The following is a 23228-nucleotide window of genomic DNA, read 5'->3' as shown; positions in this document are numbered from 1 at the left end:
CTTGTACGGTGGTGTGAGAGGACGGAGGCCGTGAGGCCTCCTCCTACTCGATTGTCGCTTGAACCTATGGCTACGCCAACTGGGCTTCAATGGCTTGTTGAAGCTTCACACGGTCGTGTCGCCAATCTCGGTTTGCCGATGCAAGATCTGTGGTCACACAATTCCATTGCACTTCTAGTTCCGGGTGAGGTTCATTGCCTAACACGATGTCTATTTTCCTTGCCTTACAGGTACGTTCACACCACTCCAATTGCTCTTGAAGCGTCATTTTCCCTGCGGGACCGTGCTCTGGTGAAAGGTTTTCAACGAAGATAACTTTTGCCTTGGTGTTCTCAGAGATTGCTTTGCCAATCTCTGGAAGGAGAAGAGGGGGCATCACACTGGTTAAAAAGCTTCCAGGGCCAAGGACAATGCAGTCTGCTTGCTCAACGGCAGCAACGGCTTCTTTGGTTGCTGGCACTTCTGGAGACAAGTCCATCATGCGCAGCTTTTCCGTCATGTCATCAACGTTGGTTTCGCCGGTAACCCAGCGGCCGTCCATTGATAGAGCCGTGAGGTCTGAAGGATGCTCAGTCATCGGCACGATATTGACATCGACCTTGAGCATATTTCGAATCAGGTTAATTGCTTCCAATGGGCGAACGGAAAGGTTGTCTAACGCCGTCAGCATTAGGTTACCCAAGTTATGACCGTCTAGCTCACCTTGACCACGAAAGCGGTATTCGAACATCATCGAACTGATTGAAGGCTCTGTGATTAATTGGTTGATACAGTTGCGTGTATCTCCCCATGCGATGCCACCTTGGCAATCTCTAATACGTCCGGTGGAACCGCCGTTATCTGTCGTTGCAACAATGCCAGTTGCGTTGTTACCAAAGTCTTTTAATGCAGCTAACATGCGACCTAAGCCATGGCCACCGCCGATTGCTACGACTTTCTTTGAAGAGTAAATATTCATTTATTGTTCTTGTTAGGTTATTACCAACTATAATTTAGGTTAAATGCTTCTCGCTATATACTCAACAAGAGTTATTTTGAGCGTTTGATACGTTTTTTTTGCCGATGTGACCCGTTTTTTACCATCAGAGCTAGATTCACGTACAAATATTAAGTATTTTATTACTCAGCTACTGCGCGTGTGAATATAACGCTCAGTTGCCATAACTCCGAGCTCTCGCATGCTAAGTCGCACAGTGGTATTTGCTGTACCGATACGCATCAAGAGCCAGTGACATGTTGTCACAAGGGCTTAATTGGAAATGATTATGCCTCCCGTGTTTGGAAAGGTGTTCCGTGGCGCAACAATTCGAAGATAGATTCCATCGCAAGTTTTATTACTTGCGCTTGTCGGTTACAGACGTCTGTAACTTTAAATGTACTTACTGCTTGCCAGATGGTTACAAACCGTCAGGGCAAAAAAACTCGTCTTTTTTAAGTGTTCCCGAGATCAAACGCGTTGTTAAAGCGTTTGCAGATTGTGGTACCTCAAAGATCCGCATTACAGGCGGAGAGCCGAGTCTGCGTAAAGACTTTCCTGAAATCATACATACCGTTGCTTCTACTCCAGGCATCGAAAAAGTAGCCACCACAACGAATGGCTACCGCATGGAGAAACAAGTAGGGCAATGGCGTGATGCTGGTTTAACCCATATAAACGTGAGCGTGGATAGTTTAGATTCGCGCATGTTCCATCAGATCACTGGTGAGAATAAGTTTACTGAGGTTATGCGAGGCATTGATAAAGCGTTTGAGGTTGGCTTTGAACAAGTCAAAGTCAACGTCGTATTAATGAAAGACCTCAATAGTCAGGAATTACCAGCCTTCCTTAATTGGATCAAAGACAAACCTATTCAATTACGTTTTATCGAGCTGATGAAAACCGGCGAGATGGACGAGTTGTTCGATAAACATCATGTGTCTGGCGTTGCGATTCGCAACCAGCTTATTGCTAATGGTTGGCTGTTAAAAGTCAAAGCCGTTAACGATGGCCCGGCGCAAGTGTTTGTCCACCCATACTACAAGGGTGAAATCGGTTTGATCATGCCTTACGAGAAAGACTTTTGTGAGAGTTGTAACCGACTGCGCGTTTCTGCGACCGGTAAACTTCACTTATGTCTGTTTGGCGACCATGGTGTTGAACTGAGAGATCTGATTCAAGAAGATCAACAAGAGCAAGAACTCATTGATCGAATTCAGGCTCAGCTTCAAACCAAGTCCGTTAGCCACTTCTTACACGATGGCAACAGCGGCATGACTCCAAACTTGGCGTCAATCGGCGGTTAACCCGCTACACACTCTAAAGCATTTTATCGCTCAGCTTCTTCAGGCTGGGCGAATCAGTCTAATGAAAAATTTATATAGGTGAACAAATGGGTCACGCAGAAAGCAAATTCCAAGCAGCAAACATCGCAGTACTAACGGTTTCAGATACTCGTACAGAAGAAAACGACACTTCAGGCGGTTACCTAGCAGAGCATGCTAAAGAAGCGGGTCACAACGTGGTTGATAAGCAAATCGTTATTGATGACATGTACAAGATCCGTGCGATCGTATCTAAATGGATCGCTGATGAAAGCGTACAAGCTATCATGATCACGGGTGGTACTGGTTTCACTTCTCGTGACAGCACGCCTGAAGCGCTTAAGCCACTGTTCGACAAAGAAGTAGAAGGCTTTGGTGAGCTATTCCGTCAAGTATCTTACGAAGAGATCGGTACTTCGACAATTCAATCTCGTGCGATTGCGGGTTTTGCTAACCACACGGTTATCTTTGCGATGCCAGGTTCTACAGGCGCTTGCCGCACCGGTTGGACTAAGATCATCAAGCAACAGATGGATGCTAGCCACCGTCCTTGTAACTTCATGCCACACCTTTCTGTATAAGGCGGTTTGAGTATGAGCCAATTTACACACATTAACGCGTCTGGCGAAGCAAACATGGTCGATGTATCGGCTAAAGCGGAAACAGTACGTGAAGCGAGAGCGGAAGCCTTCGTTCAAATGTCGGCAGAAACGCTAGAGCTGATTGTCTCTGGTAGCCACCATAAAGGTGATGTTTTCGCAACGGCACGTATTGCGGGTATTCAAGCGGCGAAGAAGACGTGGGATCTGATTCCCCTGTGTCACCCTCTGCTATTAACTAAAGTAGAAGTGCAGCTTGAAGCTATCGAGTCTGAAAACAAGGTTCGCATCGAATCTGTTTGTAAGCTTGCGGGTAAGACGGGCGTAGAGATGGAAGCGCTAACGGCTGCTTCTGTGGCTGCGTTAACGATTTACGATATGTGTAAAGCTGTTCAGAAAGACATTGTTATCGAAAACGTGCGCCTGCTAGAGAAGACAGGTGGTAAATCTGGTCACTTTAAGGTGGAGTCATGATTACAGTACTTTTCTTTGCTCAAACTCGTGAACTTGTTGGTGTGGACAGCGTTGAAGTTGATGCACATTTTAAGACGATTGAAGCGATTCGTAGTCATCTTGTGACACAAGAAGGCAAATGGGATATCGCATTGGAAGAGGGGAAGCTTCTGGCTGCACTTAACCAATCAATCGTACCTCTGACAGCTGAAGTGAAAGACGGCGACGAAGTGGCTTTCTTCCCACCAGTGACTGGAGGCTAAGCATGGATCCAAGAGTATTAGTGACAGCTGAGGACTTCTCGGTAGGCGACGAATACGACTACTTGGCTCAAGGTACAGCTGCCGGAGCGATTGTGACGTTCGTTGGTAAAGTTCGCGACATGAACCTTGGCGACAATGTGATTGGTTTGTCTCTGGAGCACTATCCGGGTATGACAGAAAAATCACTGAGCGAGATCTGTGACCAAGCTGAGGCTCGCTGGCCTATTCAGAAGATGCGTGTTATCCACCGTGTAGGTGACTTAGATATCGGCGACCAGATTGTTTACGTTGGTGTATCCAGTGCACACCGTGGTGCTGCATTTGAAGCCTGTGAATTCGTTATGGACTTCCTGAAAACCAAGGCTCCCTTTTGGAAAAAGGAACGCACGACCGAAACGACGCGTTGGGTTGATTCTCGTGATTCAGACACGAAAGCAGCGGAACGCTGGGAGAAGTAATTTCTCTTAAAGTGATGTTGCTTCAGCATTTACTCATTTGTATATGAGACAGTCAAAAACCGACCACTTAGGTCGGTTTTTTTGTACCTGCTATAAATCTATTTATAGATAATCATTGATTTGACAAATGATAATTCATTGTGGTTGCATATAAATTCAGCGCGTAATTTTGTCTTAATTGGTGCATTGGATAACCCGGTTTGGTGCAGAGCATTATGCTGTCTTGTATAAAGTGATTATCCTCACAAATAGTGTAGACGGTTTAGGTGATATGTGATGTGCAATTAGATTTCATGTGGCATTAATGTTAATTTGCGCTCAGTGTTCTAGCATAAGATGCTAAAAAAAAGTATCAACACAGATACATCAACACTAAAGGCTGTTTTTTAATTAATCCCTCTACGCAAGTCACTACTGATTTGGGGTTTTTTAGATATTTACACTGATACCTTAAGTATTTCGGAGAATTATCCGATTTTTTGCGACTTGTTTGTGGCAAATTACTTCAATGGTTGATAGTGTGTGCCTCAATCTTTGTAAGGTTTTAGATTTTTATGCTTAAATTTTGAGCTAAATAAATCTAAATCACTGCCGTTCAGTGAACCAAGCAAAGAAGTCATGGATGCAATACATAAAACTTGGAGTTTATTAAATGTACAAGAATAAAATCACTCAGGCCCTTCTTCTAGGTGCTGGTTTGGCAGTGGCTGCCTCTTCTACTCTTTCTATCGCTGCTGAAGTTCCAGCAGGCACAGAACTGGCAAAAGTTCAGGAACTTGTTCGCGGTAACGGTACTGAAGTTGCAACTATCGACCCACACAAATCTCAAGGTGTACCAGAATCTCACGTAATTCGTGATCTTCTAGAAGGTCTAGTGAACCAAGACGGCGACGGCAACACTATCCCTGGTGTTGCGGAAAGCTGGGAAACGACAGACAACAAAACATTCACTTTCCACCTACGCAAAGACGCAAAATGGTCTAACGGCGATCCTGTAACAGCTCAAGATTTTGTATACAGCTGGCAACGTGCAGTTGATCCTGCAACGGCTTCTCCATACGCTTGGTACATGGAATACACCAAGATGGCGAATGCGAAAGATATCGTAGCGGGTAAGAAAGACAAGAGTGAACTAGGCGTTAAAGCAGTGGATGCAAACACTCTAGTTGTTGAATTAGAAACAGCGGTACCATACTTCGTAATGATGATGGGCCACACAACAATGAAGCCAGTACACCAGGCAACTGTTGAAAAATACGGTGACCAGTGGACTAAACCAGAGCACTTTGTTGGCAACGGTGCATTCTCTGTTGATAAATGGGTTGTTAACGAGCGTCTAGTACTCAAGCGTAACGAACAGTACTGGGACAACGATAAAACAGTTCTTAACAAAGTAACGTTCCTACCAATCGAAAACCAAGTAGCGGAAATGAACCGTTTCCTATCTGGTGAAATCGATTTCACAAACGAACTTCCAACTGAGCACTTCAAGCGTCTTCAAAAAGAGTACGCAGAAGATGTATCTGTAGCGGGTAACCTATGTACTTACTACTACATCTTCAATACGAAGAAAGCACCATTTGATGATGTTCGTGTTCGTCAAGCAATCTCTTACGCGATCGACCGTGATATCGTAACAGGTGCTATCCTAGCGCAAGGTCAAAAACCTGCGTATTTCCTAACGCCTGAAATCACAGCTGGCTTCGATCCTGAGCTACCTGCTTACGGCAAGATGTCTCAGAAAGAGCGTAACGCAGAAGCGGAACGTCTTCTTGAAGAAGCGGGTTACGGTAAAGACAACCCACTTAAATTCAACCTGCTTTACAACACTTCAGAGAACCACAAGAAGATTGCTGTAGCGCTAGGTTCTATGTGGAAGAAAACACTGGGTCTTTCTGTAACACTTGAGAACCAAGAGTGGAAAACGTACCTATCTTCTAAAGATTCTGGTGACTTCGAAGTAGCACGTGCTGGTTGGTGTGGTGACTACAATGAAGCGTCTTCGTTCCTAACGCTAATGAAGAGTAACAACACTACCGGTGGTGTTCACTACGACAGCGCGGCTTACGACCAGATCATCGATAAAGCACTTAACTCAACTTCAGAAGAAGAGCGTAAAGCACTTTACCTAGAAGCTGAGGCGCTAATGGCAAACGACATGCCAATCGCTCCTATCTACCAATACGTTAAATCTCGTCTACTTAACCCGCATGTTGGTGGTTTCCCAATCAACAACGCGGAAGACAAGATCTTCTCGAAAGACCTATACATCAAAGCTCAATAATAAGCTTCGATTCTAAAAAGTTAATATAACTATAACGATACAGGCACTACATGCGCAGGGCGCGCATGTAGCGTCTTTCTAATTTTAATTGTCACAGACTGAAAGAGTGAGTTTATGCTTAAATTCATTATGAAACGGATATTTGAAGCGATTCCAACCATGTTGGTGTTGATCACTATATCTTTCTTTCTCATGCGTTTCGCACCGGGTAACCCGTTTTCAAGCGAACGTCCATTACCGCCAGAAGTTATGGCTAACATCGAAGCTAAATACGGCTTAGATAAACCAGTATTTGAACAATACACCACGTATTTGACAAATATCTTACAAGGTGACTTCGGCCCCTCGTTTAAGTACCAAGATTACACAGTAAATGAGCTGATCGCGGTTGCACTTCCAGTATCTGCGAAGGTAGGTTTCGTTGCCTTTATCTTCACACTATTGATGGGGGTCACTGTCGGGACGATTGCTGCCTTGAAGCACAACACCTGGGTCGACTACACCATAATGTCGACCGCCATGCTCGGGGTGGTAATGCCATCTTTCGTGTTGGCACCGGCGCTTATTTACCTTTTCTCCCTGCACTGGAACATATTCCCAGCAGGTGGTTGGCATGGCGGTACATTCATGTACATCGTGCTGCCTGTTATCGCGATGTCTCTTCTTTACGTAGCAACCTTTGCTCGTATTACTCGCGGTAGCATGATTGAAACGCTAAACAGTAACTTTATCCGAACTGCGCGTGCAAAAGGTCTAAGCTACCGTTATATCATTCTAAAACATGCACTTAAGCCAGCAATGCTACCTGTTGTTTCTTACATGGGACCTGCGTTCGTAGGTATCATCACAGGTTCAGTTGTTGTTGAAACCATCTTCGGCCTACCAGGTATCGGTAAGCTGTTTGTTAACGCCGCGTTTAACCGTGACTACTCGCTAGTAATGGGTGTAACCATCTTGATTGGTTTCCTATTCATCTTGTTCAACGCAATCGTTGATATTTTGCTAGCGCTTATTGACCCGAAAATTCGCTACTAACAGGGACGCATGGTTATGTTGAAGAAAAAAGAAAATTTAGAAGCGATCGAAAAGTTCTCTGAGAGCTTAGAGATTGAAGGTCGTAGTTTGTGGCAGGACGCGCGCATTCGTTTCATGCGAAACAAAGCTGCGATGGTGAGTCTGTTCATTCTTACGCTTATGGTACTGGCAGTTATCTTCTTACCAATGCTGGCTCAGTACACTTATGATGATACTGACTGGTACGCAATGCACGTTGGTCCGAATGCGGATCACTGGTTTGGTACCGATAGCTTAGGTCGTGATTTGTACGTTCGTACTCTTGTCGGTGGCCGCATCTCATTGATGGTTGGTGTGATGGGGGCCTTCGTAGCGGTACTGATTGGTACGCTTTACGGTGCAGCTTCAGGCTTCATCGGCGGTCGTACTGACCGAGTGATGATGCGTATCCTAGAGATCTTGTACGCAGTGCCATTCATGTTCCTAGTAATCGTACTGGTAACGTTCTTTGGTCGTAACATCGTCCTAATCTTCGTTGCTATTGGTGCGATTGCTTGGCTAGATATGGCGCGTATTGTACGTGGTCAAACGTTGAGCCTACGTAGTAAAGAGTTCATTGAAGCTGCACACGTATGTGGTGTAAGCAAATGGAAGATCATTACACGTCACATCGTACCGAACGTACTGGGTATCGTAGCGGTTTACTCTACGTTGCTTATTCCAAGCATGATCCTTACAGAATCATTCTTATCTTTCCTTGGTCTTGGTGTTCAAGAGCCTATGACAAGCTGGGGCGCATTGCTTCAAGAAGGTTCGCAAACAATGGAAGTTGCAATCTGGCAATTGACATTCCCTGCGGCATTCATGGTAGTTACGCTGTTCTGCTTTAACTACGTAGGTGATGGTCTGCGCGACGCGCTTGATCCAAAAGACAGATAACGAAATAGCAATTAAAAGCTATAAAAGATTAAGGAAGCAATAATGAGCTTATTAGATGTCAAAGATCTGCGCGTCGAATTTACCACACAAGATGGTATCGTAACCGCAGTAAACGACTTGAACTTCTCACTTAACCAAGGCGAAACGCTGGGTATTGTTGGTGAGTCGGGTTCAGGTAAATCACAAACGGTATTTGCACTGATGGGGCTGCTGGCTAAGAACGGCATCATCTCAGGCAGTGCAAAGTTTGAAGGCAATGAAATTCTCAACCTGCCTGAAAAAGCACTGAACAAGGTTCGTGCTGAACAGATCGCGATGATCTTCCAAGATCCAATGACCTCACTGAACCCTTACATGAAAGTAAGTGATCAGCTGATGGAAGTACTTATGCTGCATAAAGGCATGGGTAAAGCAGAAGCGTTTGAAGAATCAGTACGCATGCTTGAAGCGGTGAAAATCCCTGAAGCACGCAAGCGTATCACTATGTACCCGCACGAGTTTTCGGGCGGTATGCGTCAGCGTGTGATGATCGCAATGGCACTGCTGTGTCGTCCTAAATTGCTTATCGCTGATGAACCAACAACGGCACTGGATGTAACCATTCAAGCGCAAATCATGGAATTGCTGAACGAACTAAAAGATGAGTTCAATACAGCAATCATTATGATCACCCATGACTTGGGTGTTGTTGCTGGTTCTTGTGACAAAGTACTTGTGATGTACGCGGGTCGTACAATGGAGTACGGCACGGTTGATGAAATCTTCTACGAGCCAAGCCACCCATACGCGGAAGGCCTGCTTAAAGCGATTCCTCGTTTGGATACCGAAGGTGAAATTCTACCGACGATTCCAGGTAACCCACCTAACTTACTTCGCCTACCAACAGGTTGTCCTTACCAAGACCGTTGTCACCGTGTAATGGACCGTTGTAAGCAAGAAGCACCGATTTTGCAGCCATTTGCTAAAGACCGTCAGCGTGCTTGTTTTTCAGACTGGGAGACTTGGACAAAATGAGTAAAGAATTACTATTAGATATTAAAGACCTGAAAGTTCACTTTAGCATTGCAGCTAAGTCTGCTTGGCCTTGGGCAAAACCATCAAACCTTAAAGCGGTTGATGGGGTTGATGTTCACCTTTACGAAGGCGAAACACTAGGCGTAGTGGGTGAGTCTGGTTGTGGTAAATCAACTTTTGCCCGTGCGATTATCGGCTTGGTTGAAGCGACTGAAGGTCAAGTGATGTGGTTAGGTCAAGACCTAACTAAGATGCAGGAAGTGAAGCGTCGTGAGACTCGTAAAGAGATTCAGATGATCTTCCAAGACCCGCTAGCATCGCTTAACCCACGTATGTCAGTAGGCGATATTATTGCTGAGCCTCTAGAGACTTTCTTCCCTGAACTTTCTAAACAAGAAGTGAAGGACAGAGTTAAAGAGATGATGGCAAAGGTTGGTCTACTACCCAACGTAATCAATCGTTACCCTCATGAATTCTCTGGTGGTCAGTGTCAGCGTATTGGTATTGCACGTGCGCTTATCTTGAAACCTAAGATGATCATCTGTGATGAACCTGTTTCTGCACTGGATGTATCTATCCAAGCTCAAGTAGTTAACCTTCTGAAGGAGCTACAAAAAGAGCTAGGTTTGTCTTTGGTATTCATCGCGCACGATTTGTCGGTTGTTAAACACATCTCTGATCGCGTATTGGTGATGTACCTAGGTAATGCGGTAGAACTTGGCGAATCAGATGCATTGTTCTCTGATCCTAAGCACCCATACACCAAAGCGTTGATGTCTGCAGTTCCAATTCCAGACCCACGCTTAGAGCGCAGCAAAACCATTCAGATGTTGGAAGGTGATCTCCCATCGCCAATCAATCCGCCATCAGGTTGTGTGTTCCGTACTCGTTGCCCACAAGCAACAGAGGCGTGTGCGCAAACTAAGCCAACGATTCAAGGCGATGACGTTCACGCAGTATCTTGCTTGCACGTACAAGTCTAGAGCCTATTTAAAACGGTTCAGCCTGTGACAGGCTTAAGCGCGACTAGTTATTAGAGTCGCGCTTTTTTTGTCTTAGGCTTATTGGTTCGCTCAACAAGCTTCATCAAAATATTCGAACAACTAAGCCAACTTCTTCTAGTTTTGAAAAAGTTGGCTTTTTTTATACTAGAGAAAAGTTTCGATGACAGAGGTTTGGATATGGGTAAGTTAGTTGAAGGTGTTTGGCACGATGTGTGGTACGACACCAAAGAAAGCGGTGGTAAGTTTGTTCGTGAAGATGCGGGCTTTCGTCACTGGATAGAGAACAAACCGGGCGCGCAGTTTGAGCCGGAAAGCGGCCGTTATCACTTATACGTATCGTTAGCTTGCCCTTGGGCGCACCGAACCCTTATCTTCCGTGAGCTGAAAGACCTAACCGATCACATTGACGTGACGGTTGTTTGCCCAGACATGATGAGTGAAGGTTGGCAAATGGGGTTACCTGAACCTCTATTTGGCCATACCCGCATGCACCAAATCTACACTCAAGCCAAGCCTGACTACTCGGGTAGAGTAACGGTACCTGTGCTGTGGGATAAGAAAACCAACACCATTGTGAGTAACGAGTCGTCTGAAATCATTCGCATGTTTAACTCAGAGTTTAACGAGCTAACGGGTAACACCGATGATTACTACCCGTGGGAGTTGTCCAAGAAGATTGATGAGTGGAATGATTATATCTACCCAAACATCAACAACGGCGTATACCGAACCGGCTTTGCGACAACACAAGAAGCCTACGAAGAGGCGTATGAAGCGTTATTTGAAGCGTTAGATAAAGTGGATGCGCATCTTAGTGAGAAACGTTATTTAGCGGGAGAGCAGATTACTGAAGCGGATTGGCGGTTGTTCACGACCTTGGTTCGATTCGATGCTGTGTATGTGGGTCACTTCAAGTGTAACAAGCAACGAATTGCGGATTACAAACATATCCAAGGTTATCTAAAAGAGCTCTATCAAATAGAGGGTATTAAAGAGACGACGGATTTCTACCACATCAAGCGCCACTACTACTACAGCCACACTGGTATCAATCCGACTCAAGTTGTACCCAAAGGACCAGAGCTAGACTTAGAATCACCACATGGTCGAGGCTAGGCTTACCAAGTAGTTCCTTTACTCCAGACATAAAAAAACCCTAGATAAACATCTAGGGTTTTTGCTTTTTACAAAAGAAAAATTAGTTAATTACTTTTTCTTCAGCTTGTGCAGCTTGGTCTGCTTGGATAGCCGTTAGAGCTACTGTGTAAACGATATCGTCTACTAGAGCGCCACGAGACAAGTCATTTACTGGCTTGCGCATACCTTGAAGCATTGGACCGATAGATACTAGATCTGCTGAACGCTGTACAGCTTTGTAAGTCGTGTTACCCGTGTTTAAGTCTGGGAATACGAATACTGTCGCTTTACCTGCAACTGGAGAGTTAGGCGCTTTAGAAGCGGCTACGTTTTCCATGATTGCTGCATCGTACTGTAGAGGACCGTCGATCACTAGATCAGGACGCTTCTCTTGAGCAAGTTTCGTTGCTTCACGTACTTTATCTACGTCTGCACCCTTACCAGATTCACCAGTAGAGTAAGAGATCATAGCAACGCGTGGGTCGATACCGAATGCCGCAGCAGAATCTGCAGATTGGATAGCGATTTCAGCAAGCTGTTCAGCTGTTGGATCTGGGTTGATCGCACAGTCACCGTATACAAGAACTTGATCAGGCAGAAGCATGAAGAAGATCGAAGATACGATAGAAGCATCAGGAGCAGTCTTGATGATCTGGAACGGAGGAACGATAGTGTTTGCCGTTGTGTGAACAGCACCAGAAACTAGGCCGTCAACTTCGCCAGCTTCAAGCATCATAGTACCTAGGAATACTGAATCTTCTAGCTTCTCACGAGCAACAACTTCAGTCATACCTTTAGCGCCACGAAGTTCTACTAGACGAGCTACGTAGTTTTCGCGAACTGATGCAGAATCGATGATCTCAACGCCAGCGCCAAGCTCAACACCTTGCTGCGCTGCAACGCGACGGATTTCTTCAGGGTTACCTAGAAGTACACACGTTGCGATACCGCGCTCAGCACAGATAGCCGCAGCTTTAACTGTACGTGGCTCATCACCTTCAGGAAGAACGATGCGCTTAGCCGCTTTACGAGCAAATTCAGTTAGCTGGTAACGGAATGCTGGTGGGCTTAGACGACGGATGCCTTGAGTACCTTCAGATAGAGAATCAATCCAAGGGCCATCAATGTGGCTTGCAACGTGATCGTTAACGAACTCGATACGCTCTTTATCGTCTGCAGGAACTTCTAGGTTGAAGCTCTGTAGGTTTAGAGATGTCTGCCAAGTGTTACCTTGAGCCTTGAAGATCGGTAGACCTGAAGCGAATGCTGGTGCACAAAGGTTAGCAATGCTTTCTGGAATGTCGTAACCGCCAGTAAGCAGGATTGCGCCAATCTCAACACCGTTTTTCGCAGCAAGAGCCGCAGCAACGATAACGTCAGGACGGTCTGCAGAAGTTACTAGCAGTGAACCTGGTTTGAAGTGCTCAATCATGTGAGGTAGAGAACGTGCACAGAAAGTGATGCTCTTAATACGACGAGTTGAGATTTCACCTTCGTTAACGATTTCAGCGTTAAGGTGCTTAGCCATATCAACCGCACGAGTTGCGATTAGGTCGATGCTCCATGGCACGCAGCCAAGAACACGGATAGGGCTAGAATTGAAGATTTGCATTACTTCAAGGTTCGCTTGCTGAGCGCTGTCTGCATCATCAAAGATTTCAGATAGGTCAGGGCGAGTACGGCCAGCTTCATCAACAGGAGCGTTAAGCTTGTTGATGATTACGCCTTTGATGTTTTTGTTCTTAGTACCGCCGAAGTTTGAACATGCTACTTCGATACGCTCTTTAAGCTGCGTAGGGTTGTCAGTACCAGGAGTCGCAACGAATACGATCTCCGCGCCAAGTGTTTTTGCGATTTCCGCGTTCACTTGGTTAGCAAATGGGTGCTTACGAGTAGGTACTAGACCTTCGATTAGCGTTACTTCTGCGTCTTTGTTGATCTTGTTGTATTGCTCAACAACAGACTCAAGAAGCTCGTCCATTTTTTCGCTACCGATCAAAGCTTCAGCTTTAGTCATTGCGATTGGCTCACCAATCTTAATGTCGCTGTTTGCGCTGATGATAGTAGACGTTAGATCTGGTTGGTTACCACCGCTGCGAGGCTGAGCGATTGGCTTGTAGAAAGAAACACTTACGCCCTTACGCTCCATAGCGCGAAGAACACCCATGCTAACACTAGTAAGACCAACACCAGCGCTTGTAGGGATAAGCATAATAGTACGTGACATTGACGAACACCTTTGACTATTGGAAATAAAAAAGCTCAACTGCTATTCCCACCGATATTTAAATTGGGGTAGGAATAGAAGTTGAGCCCCATTTTCTTGATATGAAAAACTGACTAGCTTCGAATGAAGCTAGTCAGGAAAATCAATTAAAGACCTGCTAGTTTCGCAGTGTCTTCAGCAATTACTAGCTCTTCGTTAGTAGAGATAACCATTGCAGGGATACGGCTGTTAGCTGTAGTGATAGTACCTTCGCCGCCGAAACGAGCTTTAAGGTTAGCTTCACCGTCAACTTCGATACCGAAGATGCCTAGGCGGTTAAGAACCATTTCACGGATTGGGCCTGAGTTCTCGCCGATGCCGCCAGTGAAAGTGATTGCGTCTAGACGACCTTCTAGAGTTGCAGTGTAACCAGCTACGTACTTAGCTAGACGGTGACAGAACACGTCCATTGCACGAGTTGCTTCTTCTTTCTCACCGTAGTTGTCTTCAACGAAACGACAGTCAGAAGTCACTTCAGTTAGACCAGCAAGACCAGACTCTTTAGTTAGCATGTTGTTGATTTCTTCAACAGAGTAACCAAGTGCGTCGTGTAGGTGGAAGATGATTGCAGGGTCTAGGTCACCACAACGAGTACCCATTACAAGACCTTCAAGAGGAGTAAGACCCATAGAAGTGTCTACAGATTTACCGTTCTTGATTGCACATACAGAAGCGCCGTTACCTAGGTGACAGTTGATGATGTTAACTTCTTCAACTGGCTTGTTTAGTAGGCCTGCAACTTCACGAGTGATGAATAGGTGAGAAGTACCGTGCATGCCGTAACGACGGATGCCGTGCTCTTTGTACAGGTTGTACGGTAGAGCGTATAGGTAAGACTCAGAAGGCATTGTTTGGTGGAACGCAGTGTCAAAAACAGCAACGTTTTGTAGACCAGGGAAGTTCTGTTGAGCCGCTTCGATACCGATAAGGTGAGCAGGGTTGTGAAGAGGTGCGAAAGTCGCAGCGTCTTGAATACCCTTAAGAACTTCATCAGTGATAAGTGCAGAAGAAGTGAACTGCTCGCCACCGTGTACGATACGGTGACCGATAGCGCCAAGGTTAGCTTTAAGCTCAGGCTTAGAAGCAAGAATAGTTTCTACCATGAAAGATAGTGCTTCTACGTGAGCTGCGCCCGCGCCTAGTTGTGCTTCATGCTTGCCATCAAGTTTCCACTTCATACGAGCTTCTGGAAGACCTAGACACTCAGCAAGACCAGTTAGGTGCTCTGCACCTGTTTCTGCATCAACAACAGCGAATTTAAGAGAAGAACTACCACAGTTTAAAACTAAAACTAGCTTAGACATTAATGACTACCTGTTTATTTTTCTGATCGAAATCAGTTAAGGATGAAAATTAATCTCAAGAATAGTCGAAGCACATAGGCTTGCGTACTAACCTTGGTCAAAAAAACGTTAATTTCCGTATAAAGTGAAAGCGCTCTTTATCAAAAAGAGGCTTGTGCATTCCTTGCAGAAGTCTTCTCAAAGTTGCTTAAATTGTAAATAAGGGCAACAATGAGATTGAGGTCTGCAAATAATAGCGATATTGTGCAAATATAACAAAAAAATTTGAAAGAATATTATTTTTCGTCAAATTTTTGTGTTTTTAGTTGATGATTTCAACTTTTTTTTAATGGGAGACTCATATGAGCAATAGAGTTGGTTTAGCTAGTAGTTTAAAAGATGGCCAAAAGTACATGGATCTCTGGCCCGTCCGAAAAGAGTTAAACGCGATCTTCCCAGAACAACGCATTATTAAAGCGACCCGTTTTGGCGTGAAAGTGATGCCTGCGATTGCCGCTATCAGTGTTCTTACACAAATGGTCTTTAATAATTACCAAGCGATGCCACAGGCTGTGGTTATGGCTTTGTTTGCGATCAGCTTGCCGCTACAAGGTATGTGGTGGTTGGGCAATCGCTCAAATACACAACTTCCGCCGGCGCTAGTATCGTGGTACCGCGAACTGCATGAAAAGATCACTGAAACGGGTTTTGCGTTAGAGCCTATGAAGCCGCGCCCTCGCTATAAAGAATTGGCAATCATTTTAAATCGTGCCTTTCGTCAGTTAGATAAATCCTCAATGGAGCGTTGGTTCTAAAGAATCCCAGCTCTTCCTCTTGTCTGAGAACAACTATTCATCTTCTATAGCTTGTTCTCAGATTTGCTCCTCTTTTTGTTACCTCGCTTACTTTCCGTTTAGCTTACCTGTCCTTATTCACTTGGTTTCTTACCTTCCTCCGAAGTCAATATAACCTTTCTCACATAACTCGAGTCTTGTTGCATTTTTGTTAAATATCACTTCAAGTTATCAATGGTTACTGGTAATAATGTCAATAGTGATTTTGATGTTGTTCTCTTTGAGCGAGTAATGACGGGTAGAGCTTGATTCAGGGAGCGATAATGAGTTCTGTAAGAAAGGTATTGGCAGCGGTTTTAAGTTGCTTGATGTTGCTATGGACTGGCAATGCAATGGCAAACGTTGCCAAAGTGTCGGTTTCACAAGTTGTTGACCATCCAGATCTGAATGCGACACGTTTAGGGCTTCTTGAAGGATTGAGAGCCAATGGTTATGAACCCGGTAAGAACTTAGAATTCTCCTATGAAATGGCGAATGGTAACCCGGCTCAGGCAGCCAAGATTGCCAGAGAGCTCGTCAGTGAAAATCCACATGTACTTGTTGGTATCGCGACACCGACTTCACAAGCCTTAGTGTCGGCGACTCGCTCGATTCCTATCGTGTTTACCGCGGTTACGGATCCTATCGGCGCTAGGCTCGTTAAACAATTAGAAAAGCCGGGGCGTAATGTCACGGGGCTTTCTGACTTATCTCCGATCACTCAGCATGTGTCATTAATCAAAGAACTGCTCCCTGAAGCTAATTCAATCGGTGTAGTTTACAACCCAGCAGAAGCAAATGCCGTTGCGTTAGTTGGGTTATTGAGAAAGGCAACTCGAGATTTCGGTTATACACTTCACACCGAAAAAGCGCTGACTGTTGACGATGTCGAAGCAAAAGCAGAATCCATTGCTAAGAAGTCCGATGTTATCTATGCCTTGACCGATAATACGGTTGCAAGCGGCATGGAGGGTCTTATCAAAGCGGCTAACCATGCAGATACGCCAGTCGTCGCAGGCGCCACATCTTATGTCGGAAAGGGAGCGATTGCTGGTTTAGGTCTAGATTATTATGATGTTGGGGTTCAGACCGCGGATTATGTCGCAGCCATTCTGGAAGGACAGAAGCCCGGGAAGTTGAGTGTCAAAACTGCGCAGAGCTCTCAGCTGGTGGTCAACCTAGATGCTGCTCGTGAGCTTGGCGTGACAGTGCCTCAATCTGTGATTGAGCGTGCGGTCATTAGCCGGTGAATTGAGTTTGGTGTTAGGTGAGCTAATAGGCCATAAGTCATATTATTAACAGCATTGAAATGGGCTCAGATAACAAACTCACCTGCTCTATATGTTGGCGCTTCTCTATTTTATTCATTTGTAAGCGGTTATTTGACCGTTAGGTGTGTCGTTAATATCAATTTACACTCTTTTACCTCGAGGAAAATGGCAATTAATGTAATAATATTAATGGGGTAAATGAAAATAGCTGAACGCTAAGAGCACATTATATGAAAGTAAATAGGCACTTTAGCCTAACCTTTGTCTTCGGGTTTCCCGCTGTGATCGCCGCAATGTTACTTGGCCTAATAGGAAAGAATCATTTTGATTTGGTGAAGAAAGACATTGGCAGTGAATTCCAGCGTATTGAAGAGGTGTTCAAACGAACCACAAAGGTGGTGACAGCCTTAGACTACAGCTTCTCCAACTACTACAAATCAGGAAGCCCTCTCTTTCTTGAGCACAACAAACAAGTTGTGGATGGTCTTTGCCAAATTTGGCTTATTGATGTATTGCTACTTGCCGACGGTAAAACCTCAGACATTCCCTCTGTCGATATCGACTATATGCTAATCGGTCAAGAGTCTCTTTGTTCTGAAAGCAGTGATAGTTATAAGAGCGCGTCAGAAAAAATAGCGTTAGCTCCTATTCTTTCATTTTTATCCCAGCTTGATGAATACCATGCCGGCGTGCACTTTATTGATACGAGCGGCTATGTGATCTCTTCACCTGAAGGTTTTGCCAAAGGGCTGAGCAAAGAGTTACTCTCGACCATAAAGAGTCGTCCTTATTGGCAGAAAACTGCCAACAACCCTGACCAACTCACCCTTTCAGGCCCTGGTTATCGTTTTGATTCCCTTGACCGTATAATCAGTATGACGATCCCTGTATTCCATAAAGGCGTTCACCAAGGGATGCTGTCGGTGGATATTAATGCTGACAAGCTGCTCGCAAACTCGAATGAGCATCTTGCAGGTCGGATCGATATCATTGATACCACTTTAGCGACTCCGGTAGATTCTGCTGCTTTTTATCACGAGATCAAACTGGATGGTGTCTCGTCTCACCATGCGATGTATTACAAATTAGACATCGCGAAAGAGGTTGAGCACTTTTTCGTCTACGAGAAAGACAGCCTTATTGTTGCCATCATTGTGTATCTGTTCTCAGTAACCATCTTCTTCTACGTCAATTCCAATATTGAACGTGGTTACTTCAAAGATCTCGCAGCCAAAGACCCTATGACAGGGTTATTGAATCGTCGTGGCTTAGAAGCGTTCTGGCGCAGTGTAGAGCACGATCAACTGTTTGCATTAACCGTCTTCGATATTGATTATTTTAAGTCAATTAACGACACCTACGGCCACGATAAGGGGGATGATGTGATTCGTTATATGTCGCGTCAGATCAGCAACAGTATTCGAAGCAGTGACGTTGCAGCACGGTTTGGCGGTGAAGAGTTTGTCGTTTATATGAAAGGCGAAGATCGTGAAACTTTGATGAGAACATTAGAGCGAGTGAAGAATGCGATTTGTTCCACTTCAGCCGACATTATTCCAAATGGATTTACGGTGTCTGGCGGTGTCTGCATTGTTGAAACTGAGCAAAGTAAACTTAACTTCGATGAGATATTTAAGTACGCCGATGAAAAGCTGTACGTGGCTAAGACGACGGGCAAAGACCGTCTTAAATTTTAACCACGTTATTGAATCGATGCTTTGTATGAAAATGAAAATGAAAGAGGGAAGAGCGAACGTGTCTACCAAGCAAAGCTTATTTGCACCGGTAAACACGTTTGTAGCGTTGGGTATTTAACCCTAAACATAATCTTAAACAGGTTGGCGGCGTTCTTCTTGATAACGCTGAAGGCGTTCTACAATCGGTGGCGCCTTTTTGAAAGTACGAATTTCTTTAAACAGTTCGTTCGCTTCAGGGTAGCCTTTACTTAGATAAACAAACCACTGCTTCACTCTATTGGGGTAGTACATGCCTTTGTCCCCTTTAATTTGAAACTCTGAATAGCGCAGCAAAAGTTCAATGACTTTATCCCACGGCATTTTCTGGTGGTTGTGCTTAACGACGTTACCAAGGTTTGGAATATTGAAAGCACCACGGCAGACCATTAATGAATCGACGCCTGTTGCTTCTATGCAATCTTGACCATCTTGATAGTTCCAGATCTCCCCATTAGCAATCAACGGCAGAGATGTTTTTTCTCTTATTTGATTGATGAAATCCCATTTGATTTCGCTGGCTTTATAGCCGCCAACTTTGGTTCTTGCATGCACGGTGAGTTCGTCAGCTTTGGCTTGTTCGATGGCATCGACGATTTCAAAGCACTCTTCCGGATGCTCCCAACCTAATCGAATCTTTGCGGACACAGGAATGTGTGCCGGTACCGCTTCTCGACAGGCGTTCACCACTTGATAGATGAGCTCTGGCTCTTTTAGTAATGAAGCGCCACCATTACTTTTGTTGACCGCTTTTGCTGGGCAACCAAAATTAAGATCGATCCCTTTCGCGCCTAAGCTAGCAGCTTGAAAAGCATTCTCGGCCATCCAATTTGGGTGTTGCCCTAGAAGTTGGAGATGGATTGGCACACCAGCCATGGTCTGAGAGCCTTGATGTAGCTCAGGGCAAATACGGTGGAACACATGCGGGGGAAGAAGTTGATCTACGATGCGCACAAACTCTGTCACACAGAGATCGTAATCATTAATCTCTGTGAGAATTTCACGCATTAGGTGGTCTAGAACGCCCTCCATAGGGCCAAGTATTACGCGCATGTTGCTTTACCAAAACTGAATGAACCGAAAAATTCGAGGCGTGATTGTACGGTGTGCTTACAGAATTGTCACTATGAGTGTGGTGCATGTCTTAATGATGGTTTCGTCTCTTAATAGCGACATCTTTGGGAGGATGGCGTTATAATATCGAAAATGCCCAATATCCAGAGCTTTCATGACATATCAATTATTAAGCCTACCAGAATCAATCACTGACATTACTCCGCAGTTTATGGAAGGTGCAATCCTTGCCTCTAACTTAGCGACCAAACCACTCGATCCAGAAGAGTGGCTGGTTATCGTTGCGCCTGAAGCGGGTAAAGAGCTGGTAAAAACGGTGACAGAACAGATTAATCACCAGCACAACCTGATTCAGCGTAATGAATACCTATTAACAGACGTACTGGCTGAAGGTGACTTTAACGAACAGTTCGCTGATTTTTCTGAAGGCTTCATGATGGTTTGGCCAACAGTGGAAGAGCAGTGGCAGAGCGTGACAGTCGCGGATGGTACTCTGCGCATGTTGCAAGCGCTCTTAACCACCTTGATGCTTGCGATTGATGAAGAGCAAACTCAACAACAAATGATCGCTGCAGGGCTTACTAATCCACCATCGCTTGCCGATTTAGTGGGTCAAGTCGATCTGATGATCTCAGAAGTGGCAATGGCAGCGGATGAAGCTATGTTGGGCAATAAGTCCCAGAGCGTGAACCCGTTTAAAGACATCGGTCGAAACGACCTTTGCCCTTGTGAAAGCGGCAAGAAGTTTAAACAATGCTGCGGTAAAAGCAGCTAATCACGGCTTGTTGAGCAACTTAGTTTGTGTGAATAACAGACTCTCTTAATATGTTCAAAAGCTTAAGTAATAAAAAAGTCGACCTCGTGGTCGACTTTTTTGTTGTCCAAGTGTCAACGGCTTACTGTTAGTCGTTTTTCGACTTCACAAATTGAGAAATAACCACAATACCGAAAGCAACCAAGTTACCTGCAAAGATAATTACTAGCCACTGAGGCATAGAAAGATCGAAGAACTGCCACACAACCTTGCTGCAATCGCCGTAAGCCTCAAACATCCACGGAGCCCATTGGTTTAAAGGCGCCCAGCTAGGGAAGGTTACGAATAAGTCGCAGGTTGCGAAAGGGGACGGATTGAACTGGTAATCGACGTGCTCTAAAGCAAGCATCAAACCTTTGTATGCGCCAAATCCCCAGCTAGCAAGGCCTAACCAGCGTGATATTGGGTTATTCGGGGCAATCGCACCAATCATGGCGGCAACACCGATAGCGAGCATAGCAACGCGCTCATAGATACACATCACGCAAGGACCAAGCATCATCACGTGTTGGAAGAAGAGAGCGCACGCTTCAAAAAAGACAATAAAAGCCAGCAGTAAAAGCCAAGATAAACGTCCCTTAGAGAAGTCTTTGATCATTGCTAAAAAGTTCACGAATTGAATCCTGTCTATAAAATAAAAAAGCCCTGATTACTCAGAGCTTTTTATCTTGGATAAGTTTCCTAATCAACTAATATTTTTGATTAGTTAGTTATAGTTATTGTGGTTTGCGACACAATGTTTAGCTTAATGACCACCAGAGATAACTGGAGCAACGACTTCACCAGTGCGTTGAATGATCCAACCTGCATCATAGAACCATGCTGTCATTGGCTCTACGAAGAACACAATGCATGCTAGGCCAACCAGTGCCAATACGATGGTGTATGGCAACGCCATGATAACCATGCGACCGTAAGACAATCTAATTAACGGAGCAAGTGCTGATGTTAATAGGAATAGGAATGCAGCCTGGCCGTTTGGCGTTGCAACAGAAGGTAGGTTAGTACCGGTGTTGATAGCAACAGCAAGTAGGTCGAACTGATCACGAGTGATGATGCCTTCAACCAGTGCAGTTTTCACTTCGTTAATGTAAACCGTACCGACGAACACGTTATCTGAAACCATCGATAAAATACCGTTGGCAATATAGAAGAGTGCGAGCTGTGCGCCTTTATCTTCAACGTGAAGTACTGCATCGATGACTGGCTTAAATAGAGCTTGGTCGATGATCACAGCAACAACAGCGAAGAAAACGGCAAGAAGTGCAGTAAATGGCAGCGCTTCTTCAAAGGCTTTACCCATAGAGTGTTCTTCAATAACACCCGTAAATGCTGTAGCTAAGATGATCACAGACAGGCCAATCAAACCTACTTCAGCAACGTGAAGTGCAAGGCCGACGATAAGCCAAACTGCGATTGCACTTTGAACCCATAGTTTTGCTACGTCTTGCTTTGTGCGGTTTGCACGTTCCTTGTTGTCAAACTCAACTAAGATTTGGCGAACATTCATTGGTAGTTGAGCACCGTAACCAAACACTTTGAATTTCTCGACAAGTGCACAAGTTAAAATACCGCAGAAGAAAACAGGTAGTGTTACTGGCAGCATACGGATGATAAATTCACCGAACTCCCAACCTGCTTGCTTAGCAATTACCAAGTTTTGTGGTTCACCTACCATGGTCATTACACCACCCAGTGCTGTACCCACACCAGCGTGCATTAGCAGTGAACGTAGGAAAGCACGGTAGTTTTCTAGGTCATCACGAGTTAGCTCTGAGATCTCTTCATCATGAGTATGATCGTGCGAAGACGTTGTGCCCTTGCCTGATGCAACCTTGTGGTAGATAGAGTAGAAGCCGACCGCAACGCTAATAACTACGGCGATTACTGTTAGTGCATCTAGGAATGCTGATAAGAAAGCGGCGGCAACACAGAAGGCAACGGAGAGTAAAATTTTAGATTGGATGCCAAGCAAGATCTTCGTGAAAATGAACAAAAGCAGTTCTTTCATGAAGTAAATGCCAGCAACCATGAATACGAGCAAGAGTAATACAGGAAGGTTTGCTTGCAGCTCGTGATAAACCATTTCTGGTTTGGTCATGCCAATGGCGACTGCTTGAATAGCTAATAGACCACCCGGTTGAAGTGGGTAGCATTTGAGAGCCATAGCTAGAGTGAAAATAAACTCAACCACCAATAGCCAGCCCGCAACAAATGGGTCAACTAGGAAGAAAACAAACGGGTTGATGATTAAAAAGGAAATGATGGCAAGTTTATACCAATCAGGAGCTTTACCAAGGAAGTTCTTGATAAAAGCGTTTCCGAGAGACATCGGCATGTTAATACTCTTTTATGTTGATTATGAATAGACAAGCAATACAACATTTTGAGAATCGAGCTATAGAAATTGTTAAAAACTATGACTAACAGTGACTTAGAAAAACTACATTCCATGTAATGTTCTGTGGTCTTGCCAAGTCACTCCCTT

Annotated in this window: 21 protein-coding genes and 1 riboswitch; of the genes, 15 read left to right on the top strand and 6 right to left on the bottom strand. The window is 44.8% G+C overall.

Annotated features, from left to right (window positions below):
- Nucleotides 1-70: 70 nt before the first annotated feature.
- Entirely contained in the window at nucleotides 71-958 is an 888-nt protein-coding gene (locus AB6D58_RS19475; protein WP_017062178.1) for a YvcK family protein, read from the bottom strand.
- Nucleotides 959-1152: 194 nt separating this feature from the next.
- A riboswitch (molybdenum cofactor riboswitch) is annotated at nucleotides 1153-1305 on the top strand.
- Here AB6D58_RS19475 and moaA point away from each other — a divergent pair.
- The 11 genes from moaA to AB6D58_RS19420 all read left to right on the top strand — a co-directional run bounded on the left by moaA (nucleotide 1294) and on the right by AB6D58_RS19420 (nucleotide 11445).
- The gene (gene moaA / locus AB6D58_RS19470; RefSeq protein WP_372158160.1) at nucleotides 1294-2283 is read left to right on the top strand and encodes a GTP 3',8-cyclase MoaA; all 990 of its coding nucleotides are present in this window, start codon (nucleotides 1294-1296) and stop codon (nucleotides 2281-2283) included. (Overlaps the previous riboswitch by 12 nt.)
- Nucleotides 2284-2369: 86 nt before the next feature.
- Nucleotides 2370-2882 (top strand): molybdenum cofactor biosynthesis protein B, encoded by a 513-nt coding sequence (gene moaB, locus AB6D58_RS19465; protein WP_004734027.1) that lies wholly within the window; start codon nucleotides 2370-2372, stop codon nucleotides 2880-2882.
- Nucleotides 2883-2894: 12 nt separating this feature from the next.
- On the top strand, nucleotides 2895-3374 hold the full coding sequence (gene moaC, locus AB6D58_RS19460) for a cyclic pyranopterin monophosphate synthase MoaC (protein ID WP_004734026.1): 480 nt from the start codon (nucleotides 2895-2897) through the stop codon (nucleotides 3372-3374).
- The gene (gene moaD / locus AB6D58_RS19455) at nucleotides 3371-3616 is read left to right on the top strand and encodes a molybdopterin synthase sulfur carrier subunit (RefSeq protein WP_136978365.1); all 246 of its coding nucleotides are present in this window, start codon (nucleotides 3371-3373) and stop codon (nucleotides 3614-3616) included. Before moaC ends, moaD begins: the two co-directional genes overlap by 4 nt.
- A gap of 2 nt (nucleotides 3617-3618) precedes the next feature.
- The gene (gene moaE / locus AB6D58_RS19450) at nucleotides 3619-4074 is read left to right on the top strand and encodes a molybdopterin synthase catalytic subunit MoaE (protein ID WP_017062176.1); all 456 of its coding nucleotides are present in this window, start codon (nucleotides 3619-3621) and stop codon (nucleotides 4072-4074) included.
- Between the two features lie 652 nt (nucleotides 4075-4726).
- Nucleotides 4727-6358, top strand: coding sequence for an ABC transporter substrate-binding protein (locus AB6D58_RS19445; protein ID WP_017062175.1), 1632 nt, complete (start codon nucleotides 4727-4729; stop codon nucleotides 6356-6358).
- Between the two features lie 114 nt (nucleotides 6359-6472).
- Nucleotides 6473-7393: an oligopeptide ABC transporter permease OppB gene (gene oppB, locus AB6D58_RS19440; RefSeq protein ID WP_017062174.1), complete on the top strand. Its 921-nt coding sequence runs from the start codon at nucleotides 6473-6475 to the stop codon at nucleotides 7391-7393.
- A 15-nt stretch (nucleotides 7394-7408) separates the two neighbouring features.
- The gene (gene oppC / locus AB6D58_RS19435) at nucleotides 7409-8311 is read left to right on the top strand and encodes an oligopeptide ABC transporter permease OppC (protein ID WP_017062173.1); all 903 of its coding nucleotides are present in this window, start codon (nucleotides 7409-7411) and stop codon (nucleotides 8309-8311) included.
- A 42-nt stretch (nucleotides 8312-8353) separates the two neighbouring features.
- Nucleotides 8354-9325 carry an ABC transporter ATP-binding protein gene (locus tag AB6D58_RS19430; RefSeq protein ID WP_012603544.1) on the top strand — a complete coding sequence of 324 codons (972 nt, stop codon included), beginning with the start codon at nucleotides 8354-8356 and terminating at the stop codon, nucleotides 9323-9325.
- Nucleotides 9322-10308 carry a murein tripeptide/oligopeptide ABC transporter ATP binding protein OppF gene (gene oppF, locus AB6D58_RS19425; RefSeq protein ID WP_017062172.1) on the top strand — a complete coding sequence of 329 codons (987 nt, stop codon included), beginning with the start codon at nucleotides 9322-9324 and terminating at the stop codon, nucleotides 10306-10308. Before AB6D58_RS19430 ends, oppF begins: the two co-directional genes overlap by 4 nt.
- Nucleotides 10309-10506: 198 nt before the next feature.
- Entirely contained in the window at nucleotides 10507-11445 is a 939-nt protein-coding gene (locus tag AB6D58_RS19420) for a glutathione S-transferase family protein (RefSeq protein ID WP_065583982.1), read from the top strand.
- An 82-nt stretch (nucleotides 11446-11527) separates the two neighbouring features.
- On the opposite strand, the gene pta is transcribed toward AB6D58_RS19420, so the two are convergent.
- Together pta and AB6D58_RS19410 are read right to left on the bottom strand one after the other, a co-directional pair.
- On the bottom strand, nucleotides 11528-13693 hold the full coding sequence (gene pta, locus AB6D58_RS19415; protein ID WP_017069189.1) for a phosphate acetyltransferase: 2166 nt from the start codon (nucleotides 13691-13693) through the stop codon (nucleotides 11528-11530).
- 146 nt (nucleotides 13694-13839) lie between these two features.
- Entirely contained in the window at nucleotides 13840-15036 is a 1197-nt protein-coding gene (locus AB6D58_RS19410; RefSeq protein ID WP_017062169.1) for an acetate kinase, read from the bottom strand.
- A 341-nt stretch (nucleotides 15037-15377) separates the two neighbouring features.
- Between AB6D58_RS19410 and yfbV the strand changes: the two genes are divergently transcribed.
- From yfbV to AB6D58_RS19395, 3 genes are all read left to right on the top strand, one after another.
- Complete coding sequence (gene yfbV / locus AB6D58_RS19405; protein WP_017062168.1) at nucleotides 15378-15830, top strand: terminus macrodomain insulation protein YfbV; 453 nt, start codon at nucleotides 15378-15380, stop codon at nucleotides 15828-15830.
- A 302-nt stretch (nucleotides 15831-16132) separates the two neighbouring features.
- Nucleotides 16133-17098, top strand: coding sequence for an ABC transporter substrate-binding protein (locus AB6D58_RS19400; RefSeq protein ID WP_017062167.1), 966 nt, complete (start codon nucleotides 16133-16135; stop codon nucleotides 17096-17098).
- Between the two features lie 251 nt (nucleotides 17099-17349).
- A complete protein-coding gene (locus tag AB6D58_RS19395) occupies nucleotides 17350-18816 on the top strand; it encodes a sensor domain-containing diguanylate cyclase (protein ID WP_136978362.1) in 1467 nt (488 codons plus the stop codon).
- 132 nt (nucleotides 18817-18948) lie between these two features.
- Here AB6D58_RS19395 and dusC read toward each other — a convergent pair whose 3' ends face one another.
- Entirely contained in the window at nucleotides 18949-19905 is a 957-nt protein-coding gene (gene dusC, locus AB6D58_RS19390; RefSeq protein ID WP_136978361.1) for a tRNA dihydrouridine(16) synthase DusC, read from the bottom strand.
- A 175-nt stretch (nucleotides 19906-20080) separates the two neighbouring features.
- Here dusC and AB6D58_RS19385 point away from each other — a divergent pair, with 175 nt between their 5' ends.
- The gene (locus AB6D58_RS19385) at nucleotides 20081-20701 is read left to right on the top strand and encodes a YecA family protein (protein ID WP_102398544.1); all 621 of its coding nucleotides are present in this window, start codon (nucleotides 20081-20083) and stop codon (nucleotides 20699-20701) included.
- Nucleotides 20702-20828: 127 nt separating this feature from the next.
- Here the strand turns inward: AB6D58_RS19385 and dsbB are convergent, their stop codons facing one another.
- Together dsbB and nhaB are read right to left on the bottom strand one after the other, a co-directional pair.
- Nucleotides 20829-21338: a disulfide bond formation protein DsbB gene (gene dsbB, locus AB6D58_RS19380; protein ID WP_102394342.1), complete on the bottom strand. Its 510-nt coding sequence runs from the start codon at nucleotides 21336-21338 to the stop codon at nucleotides 20829-20831.
- Between the two features lie 147 nt (nucleotides 21339-21485).
- Nucleotides 21486-23078 carry a Na(+)/H(+) antiporter NhaB gene (gene nhaB, locus AB6D58_RS19375; RefSeq protein WP_136978360.1) on the bottom strand — a complete coding sequence of 531 codons (1593 nt, stop codon included), beginning with the start codon at nucleotides 23076-23078 and terminating at the stop codon, nucleotides 21486-21488.
- Between the last annotated feature and the right edge of the window lie 150 nt (nucleotides 23079-23228).

It is taken from the genome of Vibrio sp. 10N.239.312.D08 (genome assembly GCF_041466145.1).
In the GTDB taxonomy this organism is placed as follows: domain Bacteria; phylum Pseudomonadota; class Gammaproteobacteria; order Enterobacterales; family Vibrionaceae; genus Vibrio; species Vibrio crassostreae_C.
Note: the sequence above shows the minus strand (reverse complement) of the source record. Positions and strands in the feature narration are given on the sequence as shown.

What these genes read in the sequence shown, in the direction of transcription:
- AB6D58_RS19430 (WP_012603544.1), top strand. Translation starts at nt 8,354, where the DNA reads ATGAGCTTATTAGATGTCAAAGATCTGCGCGTCGAATTTACCACACAA.
- moaE (WP_017062176.1), top strand. Translation starts at nt 3,619, where the DNA reads ATGGATCCAAGAGTATTAGTGACAGCTGAGGACTTCTCGGTAGGCGAC.
- nhaB (WP_136978360.1), bottom strand. Translation starts at nt 23,078, where the DNA reads ATGCCGATGTCTCTCGGAAACGCTTTTATCAAGAACTTCCTTGGTAAA.
- oppB (WP_017062174.1), top strand. Translation starts at nt 6,473, where the DNA reads ATGCTTAAATTCATTATGAAACGGATATTTGAAGCGATTCCAACCATG.
- moaB (WP_004734027.1), top strand. Translation starts at nt 2,370, where the DNA reads ATGGGTCACGCAGAAAGCAAATTCCAAGCAGCAAACATCGCAGTACTA.
- pta (WP_017069189.1), bottom strand. Translation starts at nt 13,693, where the DNA reads ATGTCACGTACTATTATGCTTATCCCTACAAGCGCTGGTGTTGGTCTT.
- AB6D58_RS19395 (WP_136978362.1), top strand. Translation starts at nt 17,350, where the DNA reads ATGAAAGTAAATAGGCACTTTAGCCTAACCTTTGTCTTCGGGTTTCCC.
- AB6D58_RS19445 (WP_017062175.1), top strand. Translation starts at nt 4,727, where the DNA reads ATGTACAAGAATAAAATCACTCAGGCCCTTCTTCTAGGTGCTGGTTTG.
- AB6D58_RS19420 (WP_065583982.1), top strand. Translation starts at nt 10,507, where the DNA reads ATGGGTAAGTTAGTTGAAGGTGTTTGGCACGATGTGTGGTACGACACC.
- oppF (WP_017062172.1), top strand. Translation starts at nt 9,322, where the DNA reads ATGAGTAAAGAATTACTATTAGATATTAAAGACCTGAAAGTTCACTTT.
- moaC (WP_004734026.1), top strand. Translation starts at nt 2,895, where the DNA reads ATGAGCCAATTTACACACATTAACGCGTCTGGCGAAGCAAACATGGTC.
- AB6D58_RS19385 (WP_102398544.1), top strand. Translation starts at nt 20,081, where the DNA reads ATGACATATCAATTATTAAGCCTACCAGAATCAATCACTGACATTACT.
- moaD (WP_136978365.1), top strand. Translation starts at nt 3,371, where the DNA reads ATGATTACAGTACTTTTCTTTGCTCAAACTCGTGAACTTGTTGGTGTG.
- dsbB (WP_102394342.1), bottom strand. Translation starts at nt 21,338, where the DNA reads ATGATCAAAGACTTCTCTAAGGGACGTTTATCTTGGCTTTTACTGCTG.
- dusC (WP_136978361.1), bottom strand. Translation starts at nt 19,905, where the DNA reads ATGCGCGTAATACTTGGCCCTATGGAGGGCGTTCTAGACCACCTAATG.
- AB6D58_RS19400 (WP_017062167.1), top strand. Translation starts at nt 16,133, where the DNA reads ATGAGTTCTGTAAGAAAGGTATTGGCAGCGGTTTTAAGTTGCTTGATG.
- AB6D58_RS19475 (WP_017062178.1), bottom strand. Translation starts at nt 958, where the DNA reads ATGAATATTTACTCTTCAAAGAAAGTCGTAGCAATCGGCGGTGGCCAT.
- AB6D58_RS19410 (WP_017062169.1), bottom strand. Translation starts at nt 15,036, where the DNA reads ATGTCTAAGCTAGTTTTAGTTTTAAACTGTGGTAGTTCTTCTCTTAAA.
- yfbV (WP_017062168.1), top strand. Translation starts at nt 15,378, where the DNA reads ATGAGCAATAGAGTTGGTTTAGCTAGTAGTTTAAAAGATGGCCAAAAG.
- oppC (WP_017062173.1), top strand. Translation starts at nt 7,409, where the DNA reads ATGTTGAAGAAAAAAGAAAATTTAGAAGCGATCGAAAAGTTCTCTGAG.